Origin of the sequence: Halobaculum saliterrae, assembly GCF_009831625.1 — an archaeon.
GTDB classification, from domain to species: Archaea; Halobacteriota; Halobacteria; order Halobacteriales; family Haloferacaceae; genus Halobaculum; species Halobaculum saliterrae.
In genome coordinates, this window is record NZ_WUUS01000002.1 from 244,388 (window position 1) to 270,179 (window position 25,792).

Below are 25,792 nucleotides of genomic sequence, written 5' to 3' on the forward strand. Positions count from 1 at the left end.
AATACGGACTTTATGTACCCCTCCCCTCGGCGCAAATCTTGAAATAAACTATCCCTTAACAGATAGCCATTGTTCGTCGGTTTTCGCATGATAGAAGCCCTCTAAGAGTAGAATTTGAGAGTTAATAAGCAATCTCGAAATCTAGCTATATCGTCTGACGTGAACCCCTTGATAGCACCCCTTAACAGCACCCTCTAACACGACTACGTACAGTAATTCTAGGTCCCATTTGAGAATCAGTATAGCAATTAATAATACATTTTGCCTCGATGGCAGTGTTAAGGGGTCCAGAATATCATCTTAACCCGCCGCACTATGGTTTTTTGCAGGTTTTCGGAACCTCGGCCACCCTTTAACAGCACCCTTACCACCAGTACAGGGCACCCCTTAACACTCATACGAGAATTGGTAGTTCAATGTGGACTGAGAGGATGCTATTCTCAACCGGCGGCGATACTGGGTTTGAGATAACATTCCAATATGTGGGTTAACACGCTGGGTCAGAGAGTGATGTCGAGTCATTCCCTTGTCCCCAACACGTAGGAGAGTGAGAGCAACTTGGATCTCGATGGGCCTGACCCCCTATCCACTAGCGGGGCAGTATGAGCCGGACTTGGAGGTGAACAACGGGCGGGCTGAGTAGACTCAAAGCCCCGATCCACGCTGGTTAGTAATATCACATATCACCTTTCAGAAATAGATTCACAGCCCAGCATTCAGTCTGTGGGACCAACATCGTCGACTCTACCCGGGTCATATCTCTACAGCGAAGTGGTCATGCGTAATGAGAAATCTCGAGTATGTTTTACTGTGTCATATTCAAAAGATGTATATTATATTTCGAGTAAAATTATGATGATTAATATTCCAATATCTCTGGTCGTTCGAGTCTCACAAACGACCCAAATTGAAAAGGATCCAACCTGTCGACGATGAATCGTATGGCGAGAGTGACCGCTGACTTCGCTTGAGTCGCTGCATGATTATCGAGTGTAGATCGGACAGAGTGAATCAGTATCAGTCTCTCTCGATAACAGCGTTTGCTCCACTACACATTGAGCCGAACTACTATACCAGAATCCAGATAGGTTTCTGATTTTCTGACCGATTTAGATTTCTAGCTGGTCGTCTGAGTCAGGGTGCATCTCGGCTAACTCTTCACCAGTCTGTGCAAGAGTTACCCCGATTAGACGAGTGGCAGCCGTTCCATTCACCCGTTGGACTTCCTTCTTACAGCCGAGGTAATCGACCATGTCTCCGATGTTCTGCACGTTTCGCGGCTCCACGTCGTTCTTCTCACAGAACATCTCGTAGGCATGGTACGCAGTCCTCGATGGGACTTGTAGGTAGTCGACATTTTGTTCGGGAGCAACCTCCGCACTATCTGTAATGTGATAGTCTGCGAACCGCTCCATCGACTCCTCCTGAGTAAGGTCATCGACGGTCAGTTGGACGTCTTCATCCTCACCGGGCGAGTTATCGTGTGCTCCGACAGAACTTGACGCATCAATTACGGTATCCACATCGAGTGGTGCGACTGCTTCCTCGGTCTCTTCCTGCTTCGCACCTGCGGCAGGTTGTTGATTGTCGCCATCATCTGACACGGTGGCCGGCGCTTCGGTGGACGAGTCTGTGGCGTCTCCGCTTGCAGACACTCCACTGGCTGACGCTTGCCCAGTAGTTGCCTCGTCGGCAGTCGGGGCGGTCGCTTCTCCAGCCTGTTCCTGCTGGCCGGTGGTGCTGTCCTCGTGTGTAGTGGTGTCTGGTCCACCACCAGATCCGCCATCTGAGTCATCGTTGCCGTCCCCCATCTCTTCGAGATAGAGGTCCCAATCGATCGACGACGTCGACGAGTCGTGCGGGTCGTTCAAGGAGACGAACCCTTCTGCCTCGAGGAGCACGTTGGCTCGGATAGCTGTCTCGATGTGTTCCTCGGCAACATCCTGCGGGATATCGTGAGCGTTTTCGACGAGTCCGGGGAGCTCGTGGCGGGGGAAGATTTCCTCCTGATCGACGCGGGCGAAGTTCCAGACGTGGACCCATTCTTCGGGCGGGTCCCGCGCTGGGAGCCGGTACGACACGATCGTCTTGCCACCGGGGCCTTCATCCTCGACTTCTTCGAGTGTGCCCCTGGAGAGTGACGCTTTGACCGCTGCTCGGACGCGGGGTCTGACAGCGTCGTCGCCAGTGAAGGGGCCACGGTTCAGCGCGTTCGCGGCAAAGCCTGTACTAGTGATCGTCTCGCCGGGCGAGATGTTATTCGCCTCCCACACGGCACGCCACGCCTCACGCTGGACGTACTCGTCGGTGTTGTTACGGAGGACCAGCGACACACGGTCTCCGCGCGGTGGGGCAAGGAAGAATCCGATGTCGGTGTAGATCAAGTGACCCGCGAGAACAGCATCCTGTATGGCCTCCTCGCGGTTGTTGGTCATGGCGTGGGCACCCTTCATCGCGGTTTTGAGCGTGCTGGCGTCCATGGGAGCGTCAAGGTCGACACCCTCGCCGTGACGCTTCCAGACCTGTTCCCAGAAGAGACGAGTCAGTGGTTCTTTCCCACCGTAATCGACGCTGGCGGTGTGGTTGCGTTCGATCGACGGAAGACTGGCGTCTTCATCACGCATTTTCTCTGCGGTGATGAACTTGCGAGACACCGTGTCGTAGAGTTGCTGGTGGTGACTGCTGGCTATCTGGCCGTTGCTGCTGGATGACTCCCCGAAGCCCCTGAGCAAGGCGGTCTCGAACGTCTGCCCGAAGGATTGCTCCCAGTAGTCCTCGTCGATGAGGGGCTTCGTTTCTTCGCCGTCGTAGACACGCGGCATCGCGTCGACGGGCTTCTCGATCTGTTCGGGGTCGGTCGGCATGATGACGATCTCCCAGTCGTCTTCGGTGGGCAGGTCGTCGAACTCGTACTCGGGGAGGAACGGCTTGCGGACGCGCTGCCACTCTTCTTCCAATTCCTCAAGCGAGTCGTAGAGGAGTTCGCGGTTGTCGTGGCTGTAGACCTCCCACTCGTCCTCGTAGGTGTCGTAGCGACACCAGGAGTCGACGGTATTGACTGATGGATCATCGAGTTTGCCGGCTCCCATGCGACCACGCTCGGCGGATTCCGGTCCACTACCGTCGTAGAGCCGTAGTTGGCTCCCGTCCCACTCCCACACGGTCTGGTTCCCCTTGCGGATGAGAGCGAACTTGTCGGCCTCGTCTTCGTCGGAGAAGTCGAGGAATTCGGTGCGGTTGTAGAGGATCAGGCTTTCGTGAACATTGCCCTCGTTATCTTCCCAGACGTTCTCACGGCTGGCGAGCGGCGGATCGGTCAGATACCCGTGGAGTGTACTTGCGTCGTGCTCCCGCTTGCGGTTGTTCACGCGGCCGTCCTGCGTGAGGAAGAACACTTTCTTGCCCTGATTCACTCCGCGTTGGAGGTTATGCAGCGGACCCGCAGGCTTCGTTAGCGATGCCTCCGCCTCGATGGTGATGTCCTTGCTGTCTCCGAGGTCGTACGCCAATTCGTGCTCTTCTTCAAGCCGCTCGATGGACTGCTTCAGCGCACGCGGCGAGGACTCGTCCAGTTCACCGGGCAGCTCACCCTCGGCGTCACTGATATCGTCTTTCTTGGACTGGGCGAGGATCGAGACTTGGAAGCCGGCCCGGGAGAACCAATCGAACCCGTGGGAGAGTATCGTCCGGTGGACGTCCGTCATCTCAAATGAGCCTTCGTCGGCTGCAAGGACGAACGCCATTCCCTCCTCGGTGATGGTCACAGCACCCTCGGTGTCAGCGATCAGGTGTTCGTCCTCGCCTTCCGTCACGTCGGTGTAGGCGATGGTGCCGGGGGGAGTCTCCTTCTCGAGTAGTTCGTCCTTCGGAACGGAGACGCCGTCGTCCGGCTCTTCTCCTTGGACATCCTCGCTGATCTGGACGTAGCGGTTGAAGTGGTCGGGGTTGATTTTCAGACCGTTCGGGTAGTCGTCGATGGAGCGGCCGGTACGTTCCTCGAACACTTCCGCGACCCGGCGGAGGGCGACGGCCTCAGCTCCGCGTTCCAACTGCACTTCCCGGATCGCTTGGAGGAAGTGGCGTTGGGTTGCTTCGTCGTTCCCGAGGTTGTGGATGAGCATCGCCGTCTCGTTGATGTTGGCCTCCAGCGGCGGGACGCCGTACTCGTCCAACGAGTTCACCAGCTTGGCTTTCGCCTCGTCACGACTCCGTTCGGGTGGGTAGTCCGCGAACGTGTTGACGGGTATCGGATCCGAGAGGTACTCCTCGTGTTCTCCTTGCAGGAGGATGCGGAGGTACATCACGAACCGCGGGATGTCCTCGATATCGGGGCCGTCGACCTGCTCACCGAGTCGTTCGGCGAGCAGGCGTGCGTCTTCCGGGAGGCCGATCCCGAAGGTGCCCATTGTCCGGCTGTTAGCGAACATCTGGTCGCGGGTCTCCTCGGTGATCTGACCGGGATTCTGGTTCGCCAGCCCAACACCCATCTTCTTGGAGCGGGCCTTCGACAGCATGGCCTCGACGTCCATCTCCTCGCTCTCGACCCAATCGAACTCGTCGATGAACGTGAAGTAGGGCTCGCGAAGCTCCTCTTCCTCGCGGCGGGATTGGATTGCCGACCAAATCCGGCGCATCACCGCGGTAGAGACGACCCGCTTCAGGTCTTCACTCTCGATGGGGATCTTCACGAGGATGATCTTGCCTTCCTCAACCGATTCCGCGAGGTCAACCGTCCCCTCGCGGTGGGCAACGATGCCGCGGGCCAGCGGGTCCTCAACCCACGACTGGATACGCCGAACGACGGCGTCCACTTCGGCGTCATCCATCTCCGCGATCTTCTCGGTGTAGGAGTGGATGTTCATCATCGCCTCCTTGTTGTCCTCGTCGAGGCCCTCCTCGTCCATGAGGCGGCGGCCCTCCCGCTTGATCATGTCCGCGAACGCCCGCCGGGACTGCTTAGACATGATGACGTGGTACATGTCGGTCAGCGTGAAGGGCTTCGGCGACCGGATCATCGCCCGAGCGATGTTGGTGGTGATCCCCTGCATCTTCGGGCCCCAGTAGTCGCCGCCTTTCAGGATCGCCACGAGGTCGTCGACGATGGACGATACCTCCTTGTTGTAGGCGACTGTGCCCGGCTCCTTCGTCGCCTCGAGGAAGTTGATCCCGACGACCTGATCGAAGTCTTCGGACCCGGGCTCGATCCAGATGACGTCGTCCATCCGGTTCTCGGGAATCTCCGTGATCAACTCGTCGACGGTGTCCCCTTTCGGGTCGATGTAACAGAAGCCGTAGCCCTTCCGGGCGATCTGGTTGAGGATGTTCTTCTGAGCGGTGGACTTCCCGTTCCCCGTCATGCCGAACATCGTCATGTGGCGGAACCAGGAGCTCTTCTCGATCCCGATCTCGTGGAAGCCGACGCGGTTGTCCTTCAGGTAGCCCAACCAGATTGGGGAGTCCGGGTGTTCCTCGTGGACGTCGATGAGTTCGTTCTTCACGTCCTGGCCCATGTAGACGTTCCCGTCTTCGTCGTGGACCTTCACCTCGTAGGCGCGATCCTCGTTCGTGTGAGGGTCGAAGCACCACTCCCGTTCCACGCTATCAGGCGTGATCGCGGACTCGTCCATCTCGCGAGCGGGGGCAGGGAGGTTGTCCGGCCCTCCCTGATACGGGTTGTCCGGGTCATACCGTCGCTCATACTCGCTCTGAGCTTCGAGGAGACGGATGTACTGCTTTGCCTGTTCGTCGGTTTCAGCGTGTTCTCGGAGGTCTTCGACTGTGAGGTTGTCCGACTCATAGCGGTCGTGGAGTTTCAGGAACCCCTCACGCCGCTCGCCCTCAAACTGCTCGGCCGGTTCTTGTAGGGTCTTGTCGAACGTGGCTTCGCCCATCACGCGCTGAGCGGCTCCACCTTCTTCCCACGCCCCCTGTTCGGGTTCTGGAATGGACTCGTCGACGTCGCCGTCGAGGGCAGGGGCGTCCTCCGGAGCTGGGTCAACTGAATCGCCGGATTGGAGTCCAGTACGGGTTGCTGAGAGGCCTCCATTGGCGGCAGTTTGACCGACAGTGTAGTCTTCGAAGGGGAGCGCATCGACCGCTTTCACCTTTCGGGGGGCGTCCGCTGGCGCCTGCGAGCCAAGCCCACGCCGAGTGAACTGGACGTTGGGTGTCTCGACAGCGTTGTTCGGGAGGTGAGCGATCGCGCCGAGCTCCGGAGGCGTAAGGGGGAAGTTCTGGAAGTCGTCTTGTGGACGGCCGGTTTCCCGTTCCCACTCGCGGCCGACCGCTTGCTCGAGAAGCCATTTGAGCGACTTCCCTGAGACGGGGACGTCTCTGAACTGCTGATCGTAGTCGGGGTTGTGATAGGTGCCGACGTAGGCGTTGCCGATTTGCCCTGCTGCCTGTGAGACGAATTCTTCGTTTTCCCCAAAGACGAAGTAGCGAATGTTGACGTAGAACGCTGGTTCTCCGGCCATATCTTCGATGGCGTTGGCCGTCCGCAGCTGTTTCTGAGTGGGATCTTCGATCTTCGGGTTGAACCACGAGTGAACAAAGTTGCCTTCTTTGAGGTGTCTGGAGACCTTCCCGGCGTTTCTCCATCCGGGACGACGCTCTCTCCAGTCGCTGTTTGCCGGGGTGAAGATGACCTGAGCGACAGCCGATGTTCCCGACCGTCCGATGAGTGCCGAGGTGATATTACGGAACGGGCTCTTGTCGTCCTCGAATTGCCCGTGTGCGCCCTGTCCCATACCTTTGAACGGATGGTAGATATTCCGGTCAGGAGTGAGGTAGCCGCCACTCACGTAGTCGCCGGGTGTGAATCCGGGGAATGCTTTGTCGGTTCGCTGGATGTGGATCCGCGGGTAGTTCGCGGCCATCATCTCTCGGTGGGTGTTGTACCAGTAGTCGTTGGGAACGGACCAGACGAACTTGATGTGGCCTTCGTCGTACCAGATTTCGAAGGAGAATGGTCCGGGGTACTCCTCGTTGCCCAAGAGCCGCGACAGGAACCCTCGATCAATTTCCCCACGCTGGAACGTTTTGATCACCTCGACGGCGTACTCGTGACCGGGCCCTTCCTTGTAGGGCCGAGTCTGCATGAGGATATTTCCTTCATCGCGAGTCCGATCCTGAAGCGACCTATAGAGCTCCTCGTCAACCTGAAGGGGCTGGTACCCTCCGCTGTTTAGAAATGGGAGGTTCATCTGTGACTGGTCAGAGGGAGTCTGCTATCATTTGTAAAACTTCGCCGATTTCAAAGGTGGCCCGGTTGTCAGAAATGGAATATCCAGAATGTTCCGCGACAGGTTGGACCAACGAAGAGATGAATGAGGGCGAAAGCAATGACAGAGACCACACTTAGCGAGCCCGTTACTCGGATTCCCCACTTGAGCACCCGATACGACGTAAGTTTCCACTTCGGGATCTTCGCTTTGTGAAGGAATATGAGGAACAGAAACGGCGTGCCCACGAACATCGGAAAGAACGTGACCATCGCGTTGGTGGTGATCGAGTAAGCCATCGGGATGTAGTAGTCACACCCGAAGCCAGAGGTCACGATCTGGAGAAGAAAACCGGCACTCGTGGAGAGGGGAAGCATATTCGATTCGTGCTTGACGCTGGTATAAGTTGTTTTCCCGATTTTGGCTCGTTGTTGTATTGCTTCGTAGATTTATCGTGCGAGACGACAATGAACGCAGACGTGAACGGTGCGGTGAATATCCGCCGAAAATAACTCAGAGTCCTCCGTTAGGAGATTGAATATCGGCAGGTTGGCATACCCGTAGTCTTTCTGTGCAACCGCGAGAGCGGGATGTTCAACACGAGAGAGCAGGGAGGGTGCAAACCCAAATTTAAGAAGCTGTTACGACGCCGATCTGATATGAGTACTGCTGGTGAATATCCAGTGGACCCATCAGACCAGCAAAGGTATTAATTACTCAAATTCATGACGGATGATAAAATAAAAGAACGCAACGTAGTTCAAACCCCTCTAATGTGACGGTACCATTTCGAAAGGCCTCGGCATTCATAGGGTTCAGATAAGGGATGACATTCTACTGCTGTGAACTCAGCATTGGGCCATCGGTAATTTCACACCGATTCGGATGAATCAGCCGGTCAGTAGAACTGCGGATCCATCAGTTGGAGGCTTTCACCATCTGAAGACGTTTGGCTTCGAAGCCGAAGGGCTCGTAGAGGGCTTTCGCGGCGTGATTGTTCTTGTTAACCGAAAGATACACCGTTTCATATCCTCGTTCATCCGCCCACGCTTCGAGTGTCCTCAAGAGCGCGGATGCGATACCTTGCTGACGCCAGTTTGGCCGAACATATGCTTCACTGATAGCGAGGGTCGCCCCACGCTCGAATACCGGTGCTGAGGGTCGAACCACTCCTGTTGTGAATCCGACAAAGGAATCATGTTCGACGGCGAGTTGAGCACAGTAGTTCGCTTGAGAGAGATTCTTCCCTCGGTGATCGATAGCATCCGTTCTGATGTCAGACGCGAGTGTGTTGTAGTCATCCAGATTCTCCATCTCTTTGGCAAACGGCATTCAGAGCTCATCGACGCTGGCAGTAGCGTCGTCGCTTCTGGCTTGACGGAATTTCATATTATCACTGAATCTCATACTGATTAGCTCTTGTCCCGTACTTACAGAAGCTGTCCACCACGTTGAGCCGAGTTCTCGCGGTCGGACTCGGAGTGGAACTGTCGTTGAGTAGATCTACGAATTGGTCGAGTCTCAAGTGTAGAGTTCGGTCCAGAAGTTGAGGCTGGCCTTCTCAATGCATGCGATCCTCGAACCGCCTCATGGTCAACAGAGAATTAAACTCCAGTATTTTCGTAGCTTTCACTCCTAACACTCTTTACAGTACATACCGTATCTCCATTCAACGATGTCTATCGACCGAGACACCTTCGATAACACAAGTGAGGACGAGCTCGCAGATCTTTCTGTCCCAGATCAGGTTCTGGGATTCCTCGTCGCCAAGGAGGATCGGGCGTTCAAAGCCCGCGAAATCGCCTCCCAGATTGGCGTCGACGAGGGCGCGGTTAGCACCGCTCTCTCGCGATTGAAGCACCGCGACCTCGTCGAGCACAAGGCGACGTACTGGGCGGTGACCGACGACGTCAATCGCCTCGAAAGATATAGTGGTTACGAGCGAGTGACCACTCTGCTCAACGAACGATTCGGGGAGGAAGACAAGGAAGCGTGGCGCGAGCACGCACCCGAGGAACCCCACCCGAGTGTCGGGGACGACCAGTGACCGACGAAGAGACCCTGATTTTCGAGCGTGGCGACGTCGTCTACGGAGATGATCCGTTCAAAAGCGAGGAAGACGCTCGGCCCTGGCTCATTCTCTCGAATCACGAAGGGCGTCCGTTCCACGGCGACCAGTATATCGCAGTGACACTGACAACGAAATCCTGGATGGACGGGCTAATCGAGATACCGGAGGAGAGCTGGCGACGTGGTGGGACTCCGAGCAAGAGTCGGATCGCTCCGTGGGGAGTCCAATCGATTGACCACGAGGATATCGACTTCTGGCAGGGTCGCCTTGACAGCGATCTCGTTGACGAGGCTGTTGCCTCACTGGTTGAGGAACTTCAGTAGCGGTTGACTCTGGTATTTTGTTCGGCTGCTGTCTAAATGAAACAGCCGTTAGATAGCTGGTGCGTATTGACCATCGAGGGTTCTATCGGTTCAAGTGGATGTTCCAGTACCCCCCGAGATCCACCGTGCGTATCATGCACGGAACCGCTACAGACGCGAACAAACTGGATCGGTCAAGATAGGGTATATGAAGGCCTAGGCATCACCGAGATGTTTATATAATTGTGATCACACGCGGCAGTCATGCGTCAAAATAAAATCATATTCCGGGGAGGTGTTCGGACGATCCTCGGCTTCGCAGTCGCGTTTGCTGTCGTCACTGCGGTATGGGTGCCGCTCACTGCGGCCGTCTCCGATGCCCCGGCGTGGATTGGACTGGTGTCCGAGATCGCCAAGTTCGCAGTTCTCGGAGCTGCCGTTCTGGTACTCCTCCATATCGACAACGTCAGCGTGCCCGAGCTGGGGTTGTCGCGTCGCCAGTTTGTGCCGGCAGTCTTCACCTTCGGGGTTCTCTGGGTGGCATTGAACGTGTTGGGAATCGGGCTCGCTGTTGTCGTCGGCAATCAGTGGGACATCTCTCTGATCTGGTACCTCCCCGAGGTAGTCACTCGGGAGTTCGGGACGCTGCCGACGCCGTGGCTGATTTTTGTCCTCCTCAATTTCCTTGTCATCGGACTCGTCGAGGAGGCTGCCTTTCGGGGGTACTTCCAGTCGAAGATGATCGCTCTCCTCGGTGACGATACTCGCCTCCACGTCGCGTTCGGGATTCTGCTCACCAGTGTCGTGTTCGGCGCCCTTCACACGCCGGGTGCGTTGGTCGCCGGCGCCGGTGTCGAGGGAGCTCTCGGGGCCGCAGCGTTACCCGCTATCACCGCCGTTCTGTTCGGCGTCCTCTACGAATTGACCCACAACCTGTATCTTGTGGCCCTATTTCACGGGCTTGGGAATACGTGGCCATTGGTGATCGACTGGACGTCTTGGGCGGGAACTGCGCTCGTGGCCTTCTGGGTCGGCGCCGCGTGTATTTACATCGGTGTGACGCTCGGATACCGGTATTGGGCGTCCGGGCCCGACCGGACACCGAACGTTGAGCGGGTGGAAGTCGGATATTCGGGGATATTCGAGTGAGTGTGCCTGTCGAAAACTACAGTAAGCAACAAGTTCGATGCATGTACAGTATTGATCGGAACCAGAGCAGAATATATCAGCTGCCGAGGAGTTCAACGGAGCTACGCGTTTCACAACTAGGCCTCTCGGTCTGTTGTACCTACTAACTCGTAGCCGCGGAAGACCAGTTCGATAGCGATTCCTCTCGAACGCGTACACCGAGGCGAAGATGGTCAACGTTCCGCAAAAACAGGCATCTCCGAGAGGTACAGGTGAGCGACTTCACTCGCAATCCCCTGACCTAGTGAACGCAACTGCAAAGACAGCTCTCACCACAGAGACAAAAACGAATTCGGTGACTTTCCTCTTTCTTTTGGAACGGTTCAACTCGGTGCTTAGATTGAGTTGAGTACACATCTTCCACTATAATTCACTATTTGAACAATTGTTATCCGAAGAATATTACTATATTTTAATCAATTCTCAACCTACTATGTCCAGATAGTTACCATTATACGTTCATCCCTCGCTCTGGTGTTATATGGAGCCGATCTGGTATGCCAGTCTCGGTTTCTCCGTCTTTGGCTGGACGATACTGTTGATTTTTTTCGGTGCTACACTCTTCTGGCTCGGGGAAATGTTGATTGTCGGCCGCGCACCTCAGGGCCCCATCGAGCACCCCCCTTCTGCAGTCGAGGTGCGAGTTCTGACTCGTGATGCCGAGGCAGTCGTCCAAGGCACAGTCAATTCACTCCCCGACAACCTCGCGGCGACAAGGGTAGTCGCCGAAACTGACATCGACATCCTCGGTGCGAGCGTCCACATCGTCCCCGATGACTTCACTTGTGAAGCCATACGGAAAGCGCGGGCTGTGGAGTGGGCACGTCGTGAGGTGGAGTGTGTGGGTGAGTTCGTTTTGTACATCGACGAGGATACGCTGTTGGGGGACTTCCACGGACTCCCCGACGCTGATATGATCCAATTGGCGGAGCGGCCGATCCGCAGCGCGTCGTGGCTCACGTATCTGGCCGAAATGTTTCGGATGGGATTCCAACTGGAGCAGGCGACGTTTCCGAAGTTCCGCTACCCGCTGTATGCGTGGGGCGGCGGCTTTGCCGTTCGGAAGCAACTTGAGGATGTACTGACGTGGGACGTAGAGACGGTAACTGAGGACACGAATTTCGTGTGGCGGGCAGCACGATCAGGCGACTACGACCTTCAGTATCTCGACGTGAAAGCGATGAATCAGGCGCCGCCGTCAATACGCGAAATGATTCACCAGCGTCGCCGCTGGATTTCGGGGGCCGCACGCGACTCCCACTTGCTACCGCTGCGCTATAGACTTCTCTCGTTGATGCGAAACGCCGCATGGGCGCTCGTGTTTGTCTCGCCCGCCCTCGCATTACCACTGGTGACGCCGATCGAGAACTTGTTCTTTCCCACATACTATTGGTACATCATCGTCTTCCAGTTGGTGGGGCTGTTTGGTTGGGCATTTCTCGGGTACTGGTACTTCGCCGAGCGGGTTTGGATACTTGCTCTATTGTTTATTACCATTCCCGTCGTTGCGCTGATCCACTCGGCAGGAGCGTTCTGGGCCGTACTTAGTCCAACAGAGACGTTCAGAGTCACAAAGAAGGTCTCTCCACTCGAGATAGCCGATGAACGACTCCGAGAGTACAATGTATCGGAACACACCAAAACCGGACAACGACGCGGTCAGAACCGTCCCGGTGAAAATGCCGAAGTCGATCCGGAAGCTGAGGTAGAAGCTGATGACTGACAGCCTACTACCGCCTTCTCCGTCTTGATGCCGCCATGCATCTGTGGCTCAGTGAGGAGATTACGAGGCGTTAATCGGTAACGATCCACAAGTCGCTGAGTAGAGCACCTACATTTCAAGGAATTCAACATCTGTGATCTCAAATCGGGCGCCCCCTTCTGTGCTGTCGGTGATGGACATTTCCCAGCCGTGCCCTGTCACGATGTCATGGACGATTTTGAGCCCGAAGCCCGTGCCCTCGGCTGTCGTTGAGTAGCCAGCTTGGAACACGTCCTCGCGTTCGGCATCCGGGATGCCGTCACCGTCGTCCGCCACAAAGAACCCCGATCCGTTAGCGAGGTCTCCCACCGTGATACTCACGCTCGGGCCCCCATGTTCGATCGCGTTACGAAACAGGTTCTCGAACACCTGTTGCAACCGACTCTCGTCGGCCACCACCGTGCCGTCGGTCGTCACGGTAAGGCTCGCAGCACCCGTCTCGACGGCCGCCCAACAGTCCTCGACAAGTGACGGGAGATGGATCGCGTCACGGCTGCCGACGACCTCGCCCTGCCGGGAGAGCACGAGCATGTCCTCGATCAGCCGCTCCATCCGGGTCAGTGCCCGGGCAGCGGTTTCGAGGTGGTCGCTCTCGCAGTCCTCTCCGGCAAGTTCGAGGTGGCCAGTCGCGATGTTGAGCGGGTTCCTGAGGTCGTGGGACACCAACCCTGCGAACTCCTCCAAGCGGTCGCGCTCCCGGGTTAACTCCCGTTCCCGCTCGCGAAGTTGCGCTTCACGGTCAACTCGGGCGAGCACCTGCGTGACGGTACCGGCCCAGATTTCAGCCAGCGTGACGTCCGTCTCGTCGAACGAGTTGGGTTCGGTCGCCGCGATGTTGAGCACGCCATACTCGCCCAGCGGCAGGACGAGTTCGCTCCGGAGCGGTGTCTCAGGATTGTACCGCTCCGGAACGTCCGTCAGGTCATCGATCACGCGAGATTCCTTCGTGGTGAACACCTCCCACGAGAGGCCCTCGCCCTCCTGATACGTTGGGATCGTACCGAGGAGGGCGTCACTCTGCTCTGAGGCCGCCGCGGGCGTTAGAGCGTTGCGGGCGTCATCGTAGAGCCAAAGCCCGACGATGGGAAAGTCGAGGATACGGTCGAGATACTGGATGGCAAGCTCAGCGGCCTCCTCCTGCGAGTCGGTTTGTAACAGGTCTTTGACTGCTCTGTGGAGTCCTTCGAGGTACGTGTTCTGCTGGTGAACCTCGAGTTCGGCGAGCTTGCGGCTTGTGATATTGAGATGGCCCATCACGGCGAAGCGATTTCCCTGATACTCAAATCCCTGTACTGTCATCAGGAACCACCGACGTTCAGAGGGAGAGTGACACGGATATTCGAGAGTGAACTGGGCCTGCTCGTTAGCGAGCACTTTTTCTACCCCATCGGCAGCCTCTTGGGCAGGTGCTTCATCTGCACCAGTCGTCACTGAGAGATAGTTTTCATCGATCATGGCGGCGTCCTCACCAACGAGCCCATTCTCCAAACCGAACGCACGCCACTGGTCGTTTGTGTAAAGAATCGTTCCATCAGAAGCCAGAACAGCTGCTTCTGCTGGGAATACATCCAAGGCGGTTATTAGAAGATCAGCACTTGGAGAGGAGACCATACGGGAACTACGTAGTGGCAAATATAAGACCTCGTAATCGAATACTTCTCAGAGATTCAGCTCTGGGCTAGTCGGAAATAGAGTGCATGAGGCACCTACAATATTATTCTATCAATTGTTTAGATATGACCGGAGAATCTATTACTGGTTCCCACGCGGTTGTTTCCATGCCTGAATGTCAAAACTGTGGGGCTCACGTAACCGAGCGATATGCCCGGGTATTCACTCCCGAAGGAATCACTGAGCCACGGATTTGTCCAAGTTGCGAGGACAAGACACGCGGAAAACATGGGATTCGAGAGAAGCGAACGTAATCTGGCTGAAACGCTCTGTTAGAAGAATACAGAGTATTAATCAGGTCAGGGCGTAGTTCTTTCCGCGAGAGTCTGAGTGGTTTCTCCAGATCCCGAAGACCAGATCACACGGACAGTAGATCCACTGGAGACATTCCCAAGTTCAGCAGAGTCGCCTGCTGAAACCGATGAATCGAACTGCGTGACTACGACGGCAGCGGTATCAGTGGTGTTTAATGTCACTGTCGACCCACCTGCGATCGTGTTGCCACCCGTATGCGTAGCCGTGACGTTGTAGACGCCGCTATTCTCTTCGAAGTCGAATTGGAAGTTCGCATTTGGTGCTGTCTGTTGGACGCTGTTCCCTAACCCAAGGACGAACGATCCGATGACGGCTGCGAGGATAACCGTAATTGCAACCATTAGAATCACACCAATAACTGGCGAGACTGCACGATCATCTGTAAAGACTTGTTTGATGTTCATTTTGTGTACCCAACACACGACATCCTAGTGAGACTGCGTTAGTGCTGCAAATAATGCCTCACAGTGACTTGTATGTTATATAGATATATGCGAAGTAAGTATATAAATCCATAGTGACAAGTGATACCAATCTGGGTAGTACTGGTAAAAGATGATTCAGCATCTCATTGAGTGGATTGCGGAAATTCAAGGAGAAGGCTCTGCCCTTCAGGGCGGAGAGGATGTCAATTAGAAATACTAACCACGAGATGTACCGGAGAAGTCCGGTACACATCATGTGTTGGGTAGGCGAAATTTATTCGCCAGTATCCTACAGTCAACTCAAGTATATAAGGACTCTTATGGAAGTTGATAGGCGGTGTATTCAGCACCATCATTAATCTGAATTGAGTCCTGTGACGATGTATGAGTGTCATCGATGGCGGTAGGGATAGCGCTATCCGCATTTTACACGTAGATGACGAGCCAGAATTTGGCGATCTCGTTCAGACGTTTCTCCAACGCGAAGATGACGACTTCGAGGTAATCACCGAGACAAGTGCGCGTGATGGGCTTGCCCGTCTGCAATCCGATAGCATCGATTGTATCGTGAGCGACCATGATATGCCAGAAATGAACGGGTTGGAGTTCTTGAACTCGGTTCGAGGGCCATATCCAGAGATACCGTTCATCCTCTTTACTGGCAAAGGTAGCGAAGAGGTCGCTAGTGAGGCTATCAGTAAAGGCGTCACTGACTACCTGCAGAAAGGTGGTGGGACAGACCAGTACGACGTGTTAGCCAACCGGATTCGCAACAGCGTCGATCAGTTTCGAACCCAGCACGAACTCGAACGAAGCCGACAGTTCCTCGATCGAGTGTTGAGTCTGAGTCCTGCTGCTGTCGTCGTGCTTGACGGAAATGGGGGCATTATCCGTGCGAACGAATTGGCCGAGACGACGCTCGGCCTCTCGGAAGCCATAATCACGACCCGCAATTTCAAAGATGCAGACTGGGAAATCGTGGATGCAGACGGGAATCCAGTTCCCGACGATGCACTCCCCTTCCAACAAGTGCTAGACACTGGTGAACCAGTCTATGACGTCGAACACGGAATTCGTCGCCCCGATGGAGAGATAGTCTGGCTCTCAATTAATGCAGCCCCACTCTGGGAGGACGCAGATTCCATTGAGCATGTGATTGCAGTCCTCTCGGACGAGTCGGCAAAACTGGATCACGAGCGGGCGCAGGCGCAGACTATTCGGCAGTTGGAAAGTTTCGGGGACGTTCTCTCTCACGACCTCGGAAATATCCTGAACATTGCGCAGGGGCGGCTTGCATTAGCACGTGAAACGGGTGAGGATGAACACTTCGAACCGGCAGAGAGGTCGCTGACGAGAGCAGTGGCGATGTTAAAGGAATTGACGACCGCTATCAAAGCAGGCACACTCGTCGATGAGGTGAACGCGGTTGATGCTTCGGCAGTCTTCGCTGATGCGTGGGAGTCACAAGAGACGAAACAGGCTACAAAAGACGTTCAGGGGCCTATCCACATCACCGCAAACAAAACCGCGTTGGTACGACTGTTCGAGAACCTGATCCGCAACAGCTTGGAACACGGAACAGAGACGGTTACCATCCGCCTTGGTGTTCTCCCAAACGGATTCTACGTTGAAGACGATGGCCCGGGAATCGCCGAAGATGACCGACAAACAGTGTTTGAGGCAGGATATACCACCAAGGAGAGCGGCACGGGAACTGGTCTTACGAGCGTCCACCAAATTGCCCTCGCCCACGGATGGAAAGTGCGGGCCATTGAGGGAACAGACGGTGGGGCGCGATTTGAATTTACGAACGTAGAGCGACCGGCGTCTGGATAAAAAACACACGCCGGGTGGGCATTTGACAACCCTGTTCAAGATATGCAGCAGATAGTTCACATTCTTTCAGAGCGACAGATACAGTAGAACCGAGAAAACATTAACAAAATCTGATAGAAACTACTGGAATTCAAATAAGTATCATCCCATGAGTAACGGTTTCACTTCGCATCTGCCAGATTGGCGTTCTCGTCAGTAGCGAGCTTGAACACGTCGACAAGGTTATACATCTGATCGCTCATCATGCTAAGTTGCTGGGCGTTTGCCGCAACCTCTTCCATTGCATCAGACTGTTCATCGATCCCAGCAGAGATTTGCTGGATTGACGTTGTTATTTCTTCATTCATACTCGCTGTATCATCGATCACGCCGCTGATCGCTTCGGCATTCTCGGCCTGAGACTCGACGGCGTCAGTGATCTCTTTGAGTCCCGTACTCGTCTCATTTGCCCGTTCATCGATCCGTTCGAGGCGTTCGACGAGACTCTCCACTTCGTCGGCGCCATCTGCGACCTCACTGTTGGCCTCAGTAATACTCTCGACGAGATCTGCTGTTTGCTCTTGTACGTTCGTTATGATCCCGTCGATCTCGTCAGCCGATTTCTGTGACTCCTCGGCGAGGTTTTTGACTTCGTTGGCAACGACTGCGAATCCCTCGCCAGCTTCGCCAGCACGAGCCGCTTCGATGTTGGCGTTTAACGCTAGCATATTCGTCTGGTCGGCAATCTCTGCAATCATGTCGATAATCTCGCCGACTTCCTCCATGCTCTCCTCGAGAGAGTCAATTCGTTGTGCAACCATCGAAGTCGCATCGGTGGCATCACGAATCTGATCGACTGTCTCCATCGCATCATCAACACCATTTGAGGCGATGTCAGCAACCTCCTCCGACTGTGAGTCGATCTGCTGGATAGACGCGGTGATCTCCTCGATTGACGCGGAGAGATTATCGACGTTCTCGTTCGCCTGTTGGGTTTCCTCAGCGAGATTCTCAGCTCCCCCTGCAAGTTCGACCGAAGAGGCATCGATCTGCTGAATCGAGGCAGTAACCTCCTCACTATTCGCACTGAGTGATTTGCTTGTGCTACTCAATTCGTCGGCGTTGTCGGTCAGGGTCTCGACGATCTCCTGAATGTTCTCAACAGCCCATTCGGTCAGTTCGATATATCATTATGCAGTTTACCCGGAGTATGTACGCCACAAAACGCCGGTCAGGCTCCCTCCAAACGACGAAACGGGACAATACACTGCGGCCCAACAACCACTTTGGCTTAGTCCAGTAAGCAAAAGTGGTATGTGGCGACCCCAAGCCCTCAGGTGAGCCATGGTGCTCACATCGAGAATGACGGACAGGCCGCGTTCGCTCCCCCGAGGCAGTATCTGGCTCTTTGAGGCGTCGTCGCGCAGTGACGGGGGCTTCGAACGTGACCGGGGACAGCGAGCGAGTGAAGGACGACCCGAGAGATTCGTCCGTTTCTCTTCGGCGGGGGCGTTCGAGATGTCGTTGACCGAGAGTACTCACCGTTCAGGGATCGGCCCCGTCGGCGACATCGGTCTTCGTCAGTGAGTCCGTGACGATACCGTTTTCGTTGACGACCTCGACCGTGATGTCGTACGTATCGCCGCCGACTCCGCCCTGATCGTAGGTAACCGTTCCAGTTGGCGTGTCGGTACTCGTCTCGGTCTCGTCGGCCCAACTGTTCGATCGGTTGTCGAAGGTGACGCGGACCTCCTGCAGACTGCTCGTGTTCCCTACCTCGTAATCGACGACGTAGTGGGCGTTGGTGTACTGCTCGTTGTCCGTGATCGTGAAGCCGACGACGACGGGGTCGTTCGGGCCACCGCCGATAGCGTCGTTGTCCTGCGGGTTATTCCCGTCCGCGACGTCCGTCAGGACCCGCTGCAGTGCGAGGCCGTCCGCGTCGTAGACCCGCATCTCGAACTCGTAGGTCGACCCGGCTGTTCCGCCGTCGGAGCCGGACTCCGGGATCCGAAAGACGTGTTCGACGTCGGTGCTCGTGTACGTCCGCGTCGGGATCCACCCCCGGTCGAGGTTCCTGACGACCACCTCGAACGACTGGAACGTATCGACGTTCTGGAGCCGGTAGGAGAGGTAGAAGAACGCGTTGTTGTTCGTCGTGCGGTCCTCCAGGTTGCGGAGGAAGTTTCGGACCCCGAGGCTTCGACTGAGGGAGATCTTCGTTGACGATCCAGCCGTCGCGGTGACATCGAACGTGAGGGCGTTCTCGCCGCCCGCAGCGTCCGCGGAGAGGGTGACGGTGAACGCTCGGGACTCCTCCGGTTGTATCGTTCGACTGGCCGGCGACACCGTGCCCGAGGCTCCCGGGAGTTCGACGGAGACGGTGAGCGGTGTGCTCGCGTTGTTCGTCACCGTGACGAGTTCCTGACCGCTCTGACCCGCGTCAACGAACGGCGGTATTGAGAGACCCAGCAGCGCGTTGGGATCCGACGCCGACTGAACGTCGACCGGCCGCGAGAGTCGAGACGTGGAGAAGGCCCCGGACGACGAGATGAGCGCGCCCGAAACGGCCGCACCGCCGAGCAAATAGAGGAACCGGCGGCGACTCGATCCCCCACCACCGGCTCGGGATCGTCGCCTCCGTCCTGGCATACCCGGCCCTAAAATGAATGTAATATATAACGTTTCGGCTCGGCGATCGCGACAGGTAGTGGCCGATCTCACGGGTATCCGACGCTCCAGCGGGTCACGTCGGAGCCGCGATCGTGACAGGCAGGCCGGTCATCACGGTCGAGGTCGTGATCGTGAGATCGGCAGTCGAGTCGACACCCGAACCCATCATGGACGGATTCCCGAACGTGGTTCCTCCGGACATCGTGGCGGGCAGCGTCATGGAATGAACTCCTCACAACCAGCTCCAGACCCCTGAATACGAGGTCACTGTTCGTCCGTGCTCGTGGTATCGCTATCCGACGAAGCCGTGTCGGCATCGTCCTCCTGTATCTCATCAACGTCGGCGCCGGTCCCCTCGGCGAGTTCGGGGTCCGACTCGACGGGGTCGCCGTGTAGGAGCTCGGGAAGGACGATCCGGGCCGCCTCGAGCATGAGGACGAACACGATCGGGAGGAGGAAGAACCCGTACCAGCCGAACAGGATGGGACCGAGGATGTATGCGAAGAGGAGGATGATCGGGTCGAGTTTCTGGCCCGAGATGTACGGCTGGATCACCGACTGGGGGAGGATATCGAGCACGAGAACGTACGCGACGAGGACGGCCCCGACGAAGACGTACTGCCCGTCCCCTCCACGTGTCGTTGCGACCGCGAGGTACGCGACGACGGGGACGTACACGACCTTGCCGACGATGATCGGGATGAGGCTGGCGAAGCCTGTCAGTACCCCGAGCGTGAACACCATCGGGATCCGCGCCCCGGGCGGCGCGACGAGGTTGGTAATCGCGTAGGCTGCCATCGCTATCACGGACATCATGAGCGCGAACAGGAAGTTGCCGAAGAAGATCGACTGGAGGTCGACGTCGACGGCCTTCGTGTAGGAGTAAACCGTCTCGTCGGGACCCCCGACCAGTTCCGCGAACACCCCCGAGAGCGCCTCGTCGTGTACGAGCAGGGCATACGACAGCGTTACCGCGAGAGACAACAGGAGGATCGTCCCGAACAAGGCATCGAGGACGTTCAATCCCTGCTGAAGGGCGGACCCGAACAGTAGGTCGGTCAGTTGGTCGATCGATGGCGGATCTCTGAGCAACGAACCCGGACCGTCCCCCTCGATATCGACCCCCGAGACACGCGAGCCGAGCATCGAGAAGACGGTCTCGTCGAACTGTCGCCGGATCTGCTGAACCATTCGAACCCCCGCGTACAGCGAGAGCAGAACGATCGGGAGGAGGACGGCGAGCGCAGTCGCTCCCGCCGCGAGCCGCTTGGACCCGAAGGCCGCCGTGAAGCGGTTACATATCGGACGAGTCGCGTAGTACCCGAACAGCCCGAGGACGAGTACGCCGACGAAGGAGTGCCCGATGAACACGGCGGCTGCCGCGAGAGCCGCCACGTAGATCCACCAGAACACGTCGTTGCGGACTGATAGCGTCATCGGACAGTCACCTCCGACCGCTTCCGTTCACGGTGGAGGCGGCCGCTCGGCACGAGGATCGCCCCCAGGTCGGGATCCAACGGTTCCACGAGCGCCGGGCGAGGACTCTTTGAGCGACGAGGACCTCCGGCACTTGACCAGTCCCACTCCGACACGTGGTACTGACTCGTGATACGATCATCGTGGGAAGAGCCGGCGCCGTTGGGCAGCCGTTGTAGTGAGATACGCCACCGCGACGTGAACGACCACCATCACCGCGAGAAAGCCGACGTTGATCCATCCGGCGTTGTACCAGACGAGGTCGATACCCCACGACCCGTCGAGGAACGGCCACAGCGGTTCGATGGGCGTCGAGATGTCCGGCGCGGAGAGCATATCCGCGAACACGTGAGCGAGCCCCCCGGCAAGGAACCCGAGGAACGAGAACAGGAACAGTCGACGCCGACCGAACTGCTCGCCGCCGGTCCAGTCGTCGAATCGCTCGGCGACCAGCGCCGCGATGATCGCCCCGCCGACCAGCGCCGCACAGGTCACGAACACCACTGTGTGGGTCACCCCGTGGTGATGGATCACCCCGGGGAACAGAACTGCGAGCCACAGATCGATATCCGGGAGCAGCGAGGCGACTGCCGCGATGGCGACGAACGCGACGCTCGTCCTGCCGGTCCAGAACTGCCACGCCGGAAGCGCGAACAGCAATCCGAACGCGACATGGCCCGTTATGTCTACCATTGGCCCCGATCCCGACCGGACTCGGTAGCGATCGTCGTGAGCCTACAGGATGTACGTGACAATGGCGAGTACGATGAAGATGATGACCAGCCATTTCGCGATATCCATACTGACCCCGGCCACGCCGCTTGCTCCCACCACGGCCGCGATCACGGCCAGCACGAGGAAGACGATCGCGAGACCGATGAGGTCGCCTCCGAACTGGAGAAGACTGAGCGCGACGTTGTCGAGTACGACCTGTGCGGATACCATACGTCCTGTAGGGGCGCTGAATAGTTAGTTAGCCGACTGATACTCCATGGACGTCCAACCTATAGCCGTCTGGAGAACTGTCCACCGTCGCCTTCCTTCGGAATCCGCCGCCGCAGTCGGGATCGACCTGCTCGGGATTCACGTCGCCTCCGGCGTATCATAGCTCCAGAGCTCAGTGCTCAGCGTTCCGGAACGACGACCCCTCTGTCGGAGGCGGTCGCGACGCTGGTACCCGGTTCGGCGGTTCGAGCACCCGTGGGAGCTCCCACGATAGTTCGACAGGCTCGGACGCCTGGGGGTCTCATCTGAAAACCGTACATCGCCGTATCTCGCCGCATCTCGCGCCTTCAGTGTCGGTCAGTCGTTCGCCATGTCTCCACTGCGGCGTACGACGGGACCGCGCCTCGAGCCCCCTCGGCCTGTGTCGACAGCGTCCCGGCTACCGTCGCCGCCTGGACTGCCTCCCGGAGCGAGTCTCCCGCGGCGAGTCGGCCACCGAGGAAGCCGGCGAACACGTCACCTGCACCAGTGGTGTCGATAGGCTGGCGATCCGGCGGCGCGACCCTGAATCCCGTCCCGTCGTCGATGTGGACCGGCTGTCCGCCTCGCGTACGAACGACCGTCCCATCGAACTCCTCGAGCGAGGAGCCCACCTGCGAGTACTCACGCTCGTTGGGCGTCACGATATCCACCACAGGACAGTCCAACAATCGCTCCGCTCCGGCAACAGGCGCCGGGTCGACGATCACGGTCGGTCGTGAGGCAGCTGACGCGAGCCGTTGGAGGAGTTCGCACACGGGATCGACGGGGATCTCGTTTTGGAGGAGGAGGATGTCGGACGCACGTACGGTTTCATACTGATCAGCGATGTATGCGCCGTCGACAGCGGCGTTGGCTCCGGCATGAACGACGATCCGGTTCTCTCCGTCCTCCGTGACGAAGACATGGGCCGTGCCTGTCTGCGTGGAGGCGACACCGACGCTATCGACTCGGACCCCGGAGCGCCGGAGCCTATCGAGCACATCATGGTCAGTGTGTTCGGAACCGACCTTTCCGAGGAGTGTAACGTCCGCCTCCGCTGCTGCTGCGGCGACAGCTTGATTGGCGCCCTTGCCGCCGTGTGTGACTGTCGTAGCGAGATCGGCAAACGCCGACGGGATCTCATCGACAACAACCGTGTCTCCGGACTCCGGAAACCGATCGAACTCCCGGCGGAGTTCGGTCAGAGTCTCCTCCGTGACGCGATGGACGCGATCGAGGTTGATGCTGCCCAGACTGACTATCTCCGTCATCGGATATCGGTTCCAACCGGCCGCGTTCTACAAAGCTCGTTTGATGCTTCTACCGGATGGAAGGTCACGATGGAGGACTGGTCACGACAGCACGGATATGCTTAAGACGACGGAGTCTGAGGGGTTCCCCGTTTCGATGGACGACTCCAGCGAGACGACCGCCCCGTACGGAACGTGGCCGTCCCCGATCTCGTCAGAGACGGTTGCTCGTTCGGGGATCGACTTCGGCCATACGGTGGTCGCTGATGATACGGTCTACTGGCGCGAACAACGACCGGACGACGACGGCCGCGGTGTCGTTGTTCGCCACGACGGCGACACCGTCACGGACGTGACCGGCGACGACTTCGACGTCCGGACCCTCGTCCACCAGTACGGCGGCGGTGACTTCGCCGTGATCGACGGTACCGTCATCTTCTCGCGGTTCGACGACCAACGAGTCTACCGGCAGTCGCCGAGCGAGGAACCGGTCCCCATCACTCCCGAACCCGAGTCCGAACGCGGGCTCAGGTACGCCGACTTCGAACCCTCGGCGGACGGAGCATCGATCTACTGTGTCCGGGAGGATCATGACGCCGCCGGCGACGACGGTACGGGCGAACCGGAGACTACACTCGTGAAACTCGCAGCCGACGGAAGCGCTGATCCACGAGTAGTAGCCTCGGGGTACGACTTCTACGCAGCTCCCACTCTCTCTCCCGACGGCGACCGTATCGCGTGGCTCACGTGGGACCATCCACGAATGCCGTGGGACGGGACCGAGTTGCACGTCGCAGACGTCGATGACGATGGGACGCTCTCCGACGACCGCGTCGTTCTGGGTGGGTCCGAGGAGTCGGTGTTTCAGCCAGCCTGGCGGGACGACGGGACGCTGCACGCCGTTTCGGATCGGACCGGCTGGTGGAACCTCTATCGTCGAGAGAGCGACGAGTGGATCGCATACAGGGAGGAGGAAGCCGAGTACGGCGTTCCGCAGTGGGTGTTCGGCCTCGCGACGTACGCGTTCCTCGATGACGGCCGCGTCGCGACAGTCGTCACCCGGGACGGTGAACAAACCCTCGAGTTGCTCTGCCCCGAAGGGTCACGAGAGCAGGTCGAGGTGCCGTTTTCGGTGTTCGGAGTCCGCGGGTCCCCGCAGCTACGGTCCGACGGGAGAGCGCTCTCGTTCATCGCAAGCGGCCCGGCGACACCGTCCCGATTGGTTCGATGGACGCCCGGAGTCGGATATAGTGTTCTCCGCAAGAGCGACGAAACCGATCTCGATCCCGCCTACACGTCGACACCTGAGCACGTCACTATCCCGACCCGAGACGGCGCGGAAACGCATGCCTTCGTGTATCCGCCGACCAATCCGGACGTGACCGCGCCCGCCAGCGAACGTCCACCCCTCATCGTGTTCGTCCATGGTGGCCCCACGAGCGCGACGTCGTCGACTTTTGACCTCAGCAAGCAGTTCTTCACCACCCGTGGGTTCGCCGTCGCGGACGTGAACTATCGCGGGTCGACCGGATACGGACGTGCCTATCGGGACGCGCTCGACAGCGAATGGGGTGTACTCGACGTGCAGGACTGTCTCGACGTCGCTCGCTATCTCGCGGAGGGTGACCGGGTCGACGGCGATCGCATGGCGATCCGCGGCGGCAGTGCCGGAGGGTTCGCGACGCTCTCCGCGCTCGCGTTCCACGACGAGATGGAGGCCGGAACGAGTTTCTTCGGTGTCGCCGACCTCGCACGACTCGCCGAACTCACCCACAAGTTCGAATCCCGGTATCTCGATACACTCGTTGGACCGTACCCGGAGGCCGCAGAGACGTACGAGGAACGGTCTCCCGTGCACCATGCGGAGGCCATCGACGCACCGGTTCTCCTGCTGCAGGGCGAAGCAGACCGGGTCGTCCCCATCGCGCAGGCGGAGGCGATGGTGGATGCGCTCGCCGTGAACGACGTGCCACACGACCTCCACGTGTTCGAGGACGAACGACACGGGTTCCGACAAGCGGACACCCGACGGATGGCCCACGAACTGGAACTCGCGTTCTACGGTGAGGTGTTCGGGTTCGAACCGGACGATACGATCGCGAGCCCCGACGTGACGGAGTCGGAACGCGAGTGATCGATATCGGAGGCGTACTGCCGAACAGGGAAGTGGCGAGAGCTGTAGGATTACAGCCGCGTCCCGACCGTGCATCTGTGGGCCTGGGAGATGCCTCCTCGAACGCTTTCATCCGCGCGACGGTACGGATCGTCTGTTCACGAGGTGTGGTCGCCACTGAACACCCGAGTCATGCTCTGGAGCGTCTTCCCACCGAAGTACCCGACGAGAGCTGATAGGACACTGCCTTCCAGTCCGAGAAGCGAGTGTCCGACGACGGCAGAGAGGATCCCCAGCTCGAGTCCGAGATAGCGTGGCACGAACGGCGGTGATGGCACATCATTGCTCCCGTACATAACAGGGAGAACCTTCACCCGAACATCTTCGTTTGTGTGGGCGAGCGGAGACGAATTGAGCTCTCCCGCCGTATTCTGTCCGACAAGTGTCGGACGACACCGGATCGGGTCCGTACTGTCCCCTTTTCCGCCCCGATCGAAGATGTTCGCGGTGGCGTTTACCATGTAGTACCTGGATCCGCGTTT

General features: G+C 57.8%; 19 protein-coding genes and 1 pseudogene. 8 read left to right on the forward strand and 12 right to left on the reverse strand.

The window, feature by feature from the left end:
* Window positions 1–1,109: 1,109 nt before the first annotated feature.
* Together GRX01_RS04090 and GRX01_RS18750 are read right to left on the reverse strand one after the other, a co-directional pair.
* Complete coding sequence (locus GRX01_RS04090) at window positions 1,110–7,205, reverse strand: type IV secretion system DNA-binding domain-containing protein (protein ID WP_159663693.1); 6,096 nt, start codon at window positions 7,203–7,205, stop codon at window positions 1,110–1,112.
* Window positions 7,206–7,273: 68 nt separating this feature from the next.
* Window positions 7,274–7,600: a hypothetical protein gene (locus GRX01_RS18750; RefSeq protein ID WP_201289499.1), complete on the reverse strand. Its 327-nt coding sequence runs from the start codon at window positions 7,598–7,600 to the stop codon at window positions 7,274–7,276.
* 63 nt (window positions 7,601–7,663) lie between these two features.
* Between GRX01_RS18750 and GRX01_RS19090 the strand changes: the two are divergent.
* Window positions 7,664–7,849: pseudogene (locus GRX01_RS19090) on the forward strand (RNA-guided endonuclease TnpB family protein); the annotation flags it as partial.
* Window positions 7,850–8,141: 292 nt separating this feature from the next.
* Here the strand turns inward: GRX01_RS19090 and GRX01_RS04100 are convergent.
* Entirely contained in the window at window positions 8,142–8,537 is a 396-nt protein-coding gene (locus GRX01_RS04100) for a GNAT family N-acetyltransferase (RefSeq protein ID WP_159663695.1), read from the reverse strand.
* 361 nt (window positions 8,538–8,898) lie between these two features.
* On the opposite strand from GRX01_RS04100, the gene GRX01_RS04105 reads away from it, so the two are divergent.
* The 4 genes from GRX01_RS04105 to GRX01_RS04120 all read left to right on the forward strand — a co-directional run bounded on the left by GRX01_RS04105 (window position 8,899) and on the right by GRX01_RS04120 (window position 12,507).
* A complete protein-coding gene (locus GRX01_RS04105; RefSeq protein ID WP_159663697.1) occupies window positions 8,899–9,270 on the forward strand; it encodes a MarR family transcriptional regulator in 372 nt (123 codons plus the stop codon).
* A complete protein-coding gene (locus tag GRX01_RS04110; RefSeq protein WP_321167900.1) occupies window positions 9,267–9,617 on the forward strand; it encodes a type II toxin-antitoxin system PemK/MazF family toxin in 351 nt (116 codons plus the stop codon). The genes GRX01_RS04105 and GRX01_RS04110 overlap by 4 nt, the downstream gene beginning before the upstream one ends.
* Before the next feature lie 243 nt (window positions 9,618–9,860).
* Window positions 9,861–10,745: a CPBP family intramembrane glutamic endopeptidase gene (locus GRX01_RS04115; RefSeq protein ID WP_159663699.1), complete on the forward strand. Its 885-nt coding sequence runs from the start codon at window positions 9,861–9,863 to the stop codon at window positions 10,743–10,745.
* Window positions 10,746–11,265: 520 nt separating this feature from the next.
* Window positions 11,266–12,507, forward strand: a complete 1,242-nt coding sequence (locus tag GRX01_RS04120) for a glycosyltransferase (protein ID WP_159663701.1) — start codon at window positions 11,266–11,268, stop codon at window positions 12,505–12,507.
* A gap of 108 nt (window positions 12,508–12,615) precedes the next feature.
* On the opposite strand, the gene GRX01_RS04125 is transcribed toward GRX01_RS04120, so the two are convergent.
* Window positions 12,616–14,157 (reverse strand): sensor histidine kinase, encoded by a 1,542-nt coding sequence (locus GRX01_RS04125; protein WP_159663703.1) that lies wholly within the window; start codon window positions 14,155–14,157, stop codon window positions 12,616–12,618.
* Window positions 14,158–14,324: 167 nt separating this feature from the next.
* Between GRX01_RS04125 and GRX01_RS19695 the strand changes: the two genes are divergently transcribed.
* On the forward strand, window positions 14,325–14,471 hold the full coding sequence (locus GRX01_RS19695; protein ID WP_449271448.1) for a DUF7563 family protein: 147 nt from the start codon (window positions 14,325–14,327) through the stop codon (window positions 14,469–14,471).
* A gap of 45 nt (window positions 14,472–14,516) precedes the next feature.
* Here GRX01_RS19695 and GRX01_RS04130 read toward each other — a convergent pair whose 3' ends face one another.
* A complete protein-coding gene (locus GRX01_RS04130) occupies window positions 14,517–14,936 on the reverse strand; it encodes a type IV pilin (protein WP_159663705.1) in 420 nt (139 codons plus the stop codon).
* A gap of 405 nt (window positions 14,937–15,341) precedes the next feature.
* Here GRX01_RS04130 and GRX01_RS04135 point away from each other — a divergent pair, with 405 nt between their 5' ends.
* Window positions 15,342–16,793 (forward strand): response regulator, encoded by a 1,452-nt coding sequence (locus GRX01_RS04135; protein WP_159663707.1) that lies wholly within the window; start codon window positions 15,342–15,344, stop codon window positions 16,791–16,793.
* Between the two features lie 161 nt (window positions 16,794–16,954).
* Here the strand turns inward: GRX01_RS04135 and GRX01_RS04140 are convergent, their stop codons facing one another.
* The 6 genes from GRX01_RS04140 to GRX01_RS04165 all read right to left on the reverse strand — a co-directional run bounded on the left by GRX01_RS04140 (window position 16,955) and on the right by GRX01_RS04165 (window position 23,158).
* A complete protein-coding gene (locus GRX01_RS04140; protein ID WP_159663709.1) occupies window positions 16,955–17,884 on the reverse strand; it encodes a methyl-accepting chemotaxis protein in 930 nt (309 codons plus the stop codon).
* Window positions 17,885–18,317: 433 nt separating this feature from the next.
* Complete coding sequence (locus GRX01_RS04145; RefSeq protein WP_159663711.1) at window positions 18,318–19,424, reverse strand: hypothetical protein; 1,107 nt, start codon at window positions 19,422–19,424, stop codon at window positions 18,318–18,320.
* Window positions 19,425–19,709: 285 nt separating this feature from the next.
* On the reverse strand, window positions 19,710–20,882 hold the full coding sequence (locus GRX01_RS04150) for an AI-2E family transporter (protein WP_159663713.1): 1,173 nt from the start codon (window positions 20,880–20,882) through the stop codon (window positions 19,710–19,712).
* Between the two features lie 177 nt (window positions 20,883–21,059).
* Window positions 21,060–21,614: a metal-dependent hydrolase gene (locus tag GRX01_RS04155; RefSeq protein ID WP_159663715.1), complete on the reverse strand. Its 555-nt coding sequence runs from the start codon at window positions 21,612–21,614 to the stop codon at window positions 21,060–21,062.
* A 42-nt stretch (window positions 21,615–21,656) separates the two neighbouring features.
* Window positions 21,657–21,866 (reverse strand): DUF1328 domain-containing protein, encoded by a 210-nt coding sequence (locus GRX01_RS04160; protein ID WP_159663717.1) that lies wholly within the window; start codon window positions 21,864–21,866, stop codon window positions 21,657–21,659.
* A 347-nt stretch (window positions 21,867–22,213) separates the two neighbouring features.
* A complete protein-coding gene (locus GRX01_RS04165) occupies window positions 22,214–23,158 on the reverse strand; it encodes a PfkB family carbohydrate kinase (RefSeq protein ID WP_159663719.1) in 945 nt (314 codons plus the stop codon).
* A 136-nt stretch (window positions 23,159–23,294) separates the two neighbouring features.
* Here GRX01_RS04165 and GRX01_RS04170 point away from each other — a divergent pair, with 136 nt between their 5' ends.
* On the forward strand, window positions 23,295–25,271 hold the full coding sequence (locus GRX01_RS04170) for a S9 family peptidase (protein WP_159663721.1): 1,977 nt from the start codon (window positions 23,295–23,297) through the stop codon (window positions 25,269–25,271).
* Window positions 25,272–25,408: 137 nt separating this feature from the next.
* Here GRX01_RS04170 and GRX01_RS04175 read toward each other — a convergent pair whose 3' ends face one another.
* Window positions 25,409–25,771 carry a hypothetical protein gene (locus GRX01_RS04175; RefSeq protein ID WP_159663723.1) on the reverse strand — a complete coding sequence of 121 codons (363 nt, stop codon included), beginning with the start codon at window positions 25,769–25,771 and terminating at the stop codon, window positions 25,409–25,411.
* Window positions 25,772–25,792: the final 21 nt, after the last annotated feature.

What these genes read in the sequence shown, in the direction of transcription:
- GRX01_RS04115 (WP_159663699.1), top strand. Translation starts at nt 9,861, where the DNA reads ATGCGTCAAAATAAAATCATATTCCGGGGAGGTGTTCGGACGATCCTC.
- GRX01_RS04145 (WP_159663711.1), bottom strand. Translation starts at nt 19,424, where the DNA reads ATGCCAGGACGGAGGCGACGATCCCGAGCCGGTGGTGGGGGATCGAGT.
- GRX01_RS04125 (WP_159663703.1), bottom strand. Translation starts at nt 14,157, where the DNA reads ATGGTCTCCTCTCCAAGTGCTGATCTTCTAATAACCGCCTTGGATGTA.
- GRX01_RS04090 (WP_159663693.1), bottom strand. Translation starts at nt 7,205, where the DNA reads ATGAACCTCCCATTTCTAAACAGCGGAGGGTACCAGCCCCTTCAGGTT.
- GRX01_RS04135 (WP_159663707.1), top strand. Translation starts at nt 15,342, where the DNA reads ATGAGTGTCATCGATGGCGGTAGGGATAGCGCTATCCGCATTTTACAC.
- GRX01_RS18750 (WP_201289499.1), bottom strand. Translation starts at nt 7,600, where the DNA reads ATGCTTCCCCTCTCCACGAGTGCCGGTTTTCTTCTCCAGATCGTGACC.
- GRX01_RS04160 (WP_159663717.1), bottom strand. Translation starts at nt 21,866, where the DNA reads ATGGTATCCGCACAGGTCGTACTCGACAACGTCGCGCTCAGTCTTCTC.
- GRX01_RS04120 (WP_159663701.1), top strand. Translation starts at nt 11,266, where the DNA reads ATGGAGCCGATCTGGTATGCCAGTCTCGGTTTCTCCGTCTTTGGCTGG.
- GRX01_RS19695 (WP_449271448.1), top strand. Translation starts at nt 14,325, where the DNA reads ATGCCTGAATGTCAAAACTGTGGGGCTCACGTAACCGAGCGATATGCC.
- GRX01_RS04130 (WP_159663705.1), bottom strand. Translation starts at nt 14,936, where the DNA reads ATGAACATCAAACAAGTCTTTACAGATGATCGTGCAGTCTCGCCAGTT.
- GRX01_RS04100 (WP_159663695.1), bottom strand. Translation starts at nt 8,537, where the DNA reads ATGGAGAATCTGGATGACTACAACACACTCGCGTCTGACATCAGAACG.
- GRX01_RS04150 (WP_159663713.1), bottom strand. Translation starts at nt 20,882, where the DNA reads ATGACGCTATCAGTCCGCAACGACGTGTTCTGGTGGATCTACGTGGCG.
- GRX01_RS04155 (WP_159663715.1), bottom strand. Translation starts at nt 21,614, where the DNA reads ATGGTAGACATAACGGGCCATGTCGCGTTCGGATTGCTGTTCGCGCTT.
- GRX01_RS04175 (WP_159663723.1), bottom strand. Translation starts at nt 25,771, where the DNA reads ATGGTAAACGCCACCGCGAACATCTTCGATCGGGGCGGAAAAGGGGAC.
- GRX01_RS04170 (WP_159663721.1), top strand. Translation starts at nt 23,295, where the DNA reads ATGGACGACTCCAGCGAGACGACCGCCCCGTACGGAACGTGGCCGTCC.
- GRX01_RS04105 (WP_159663697.1), top strand. Translation starts at nt 8,899, where the DNA reads ATGTCTATCGACCGAGACACCTTCGATAACACAAGTGAGGACGAGCTC.
- GRX01_RS04165 (WP_159663719.1), bottom strand. Translation starts at nt 23,158, where the DNA reads ATGACGGAGATAGTCAGTCTGGGCAGCATCAACCTCGATCGCGTCCAT.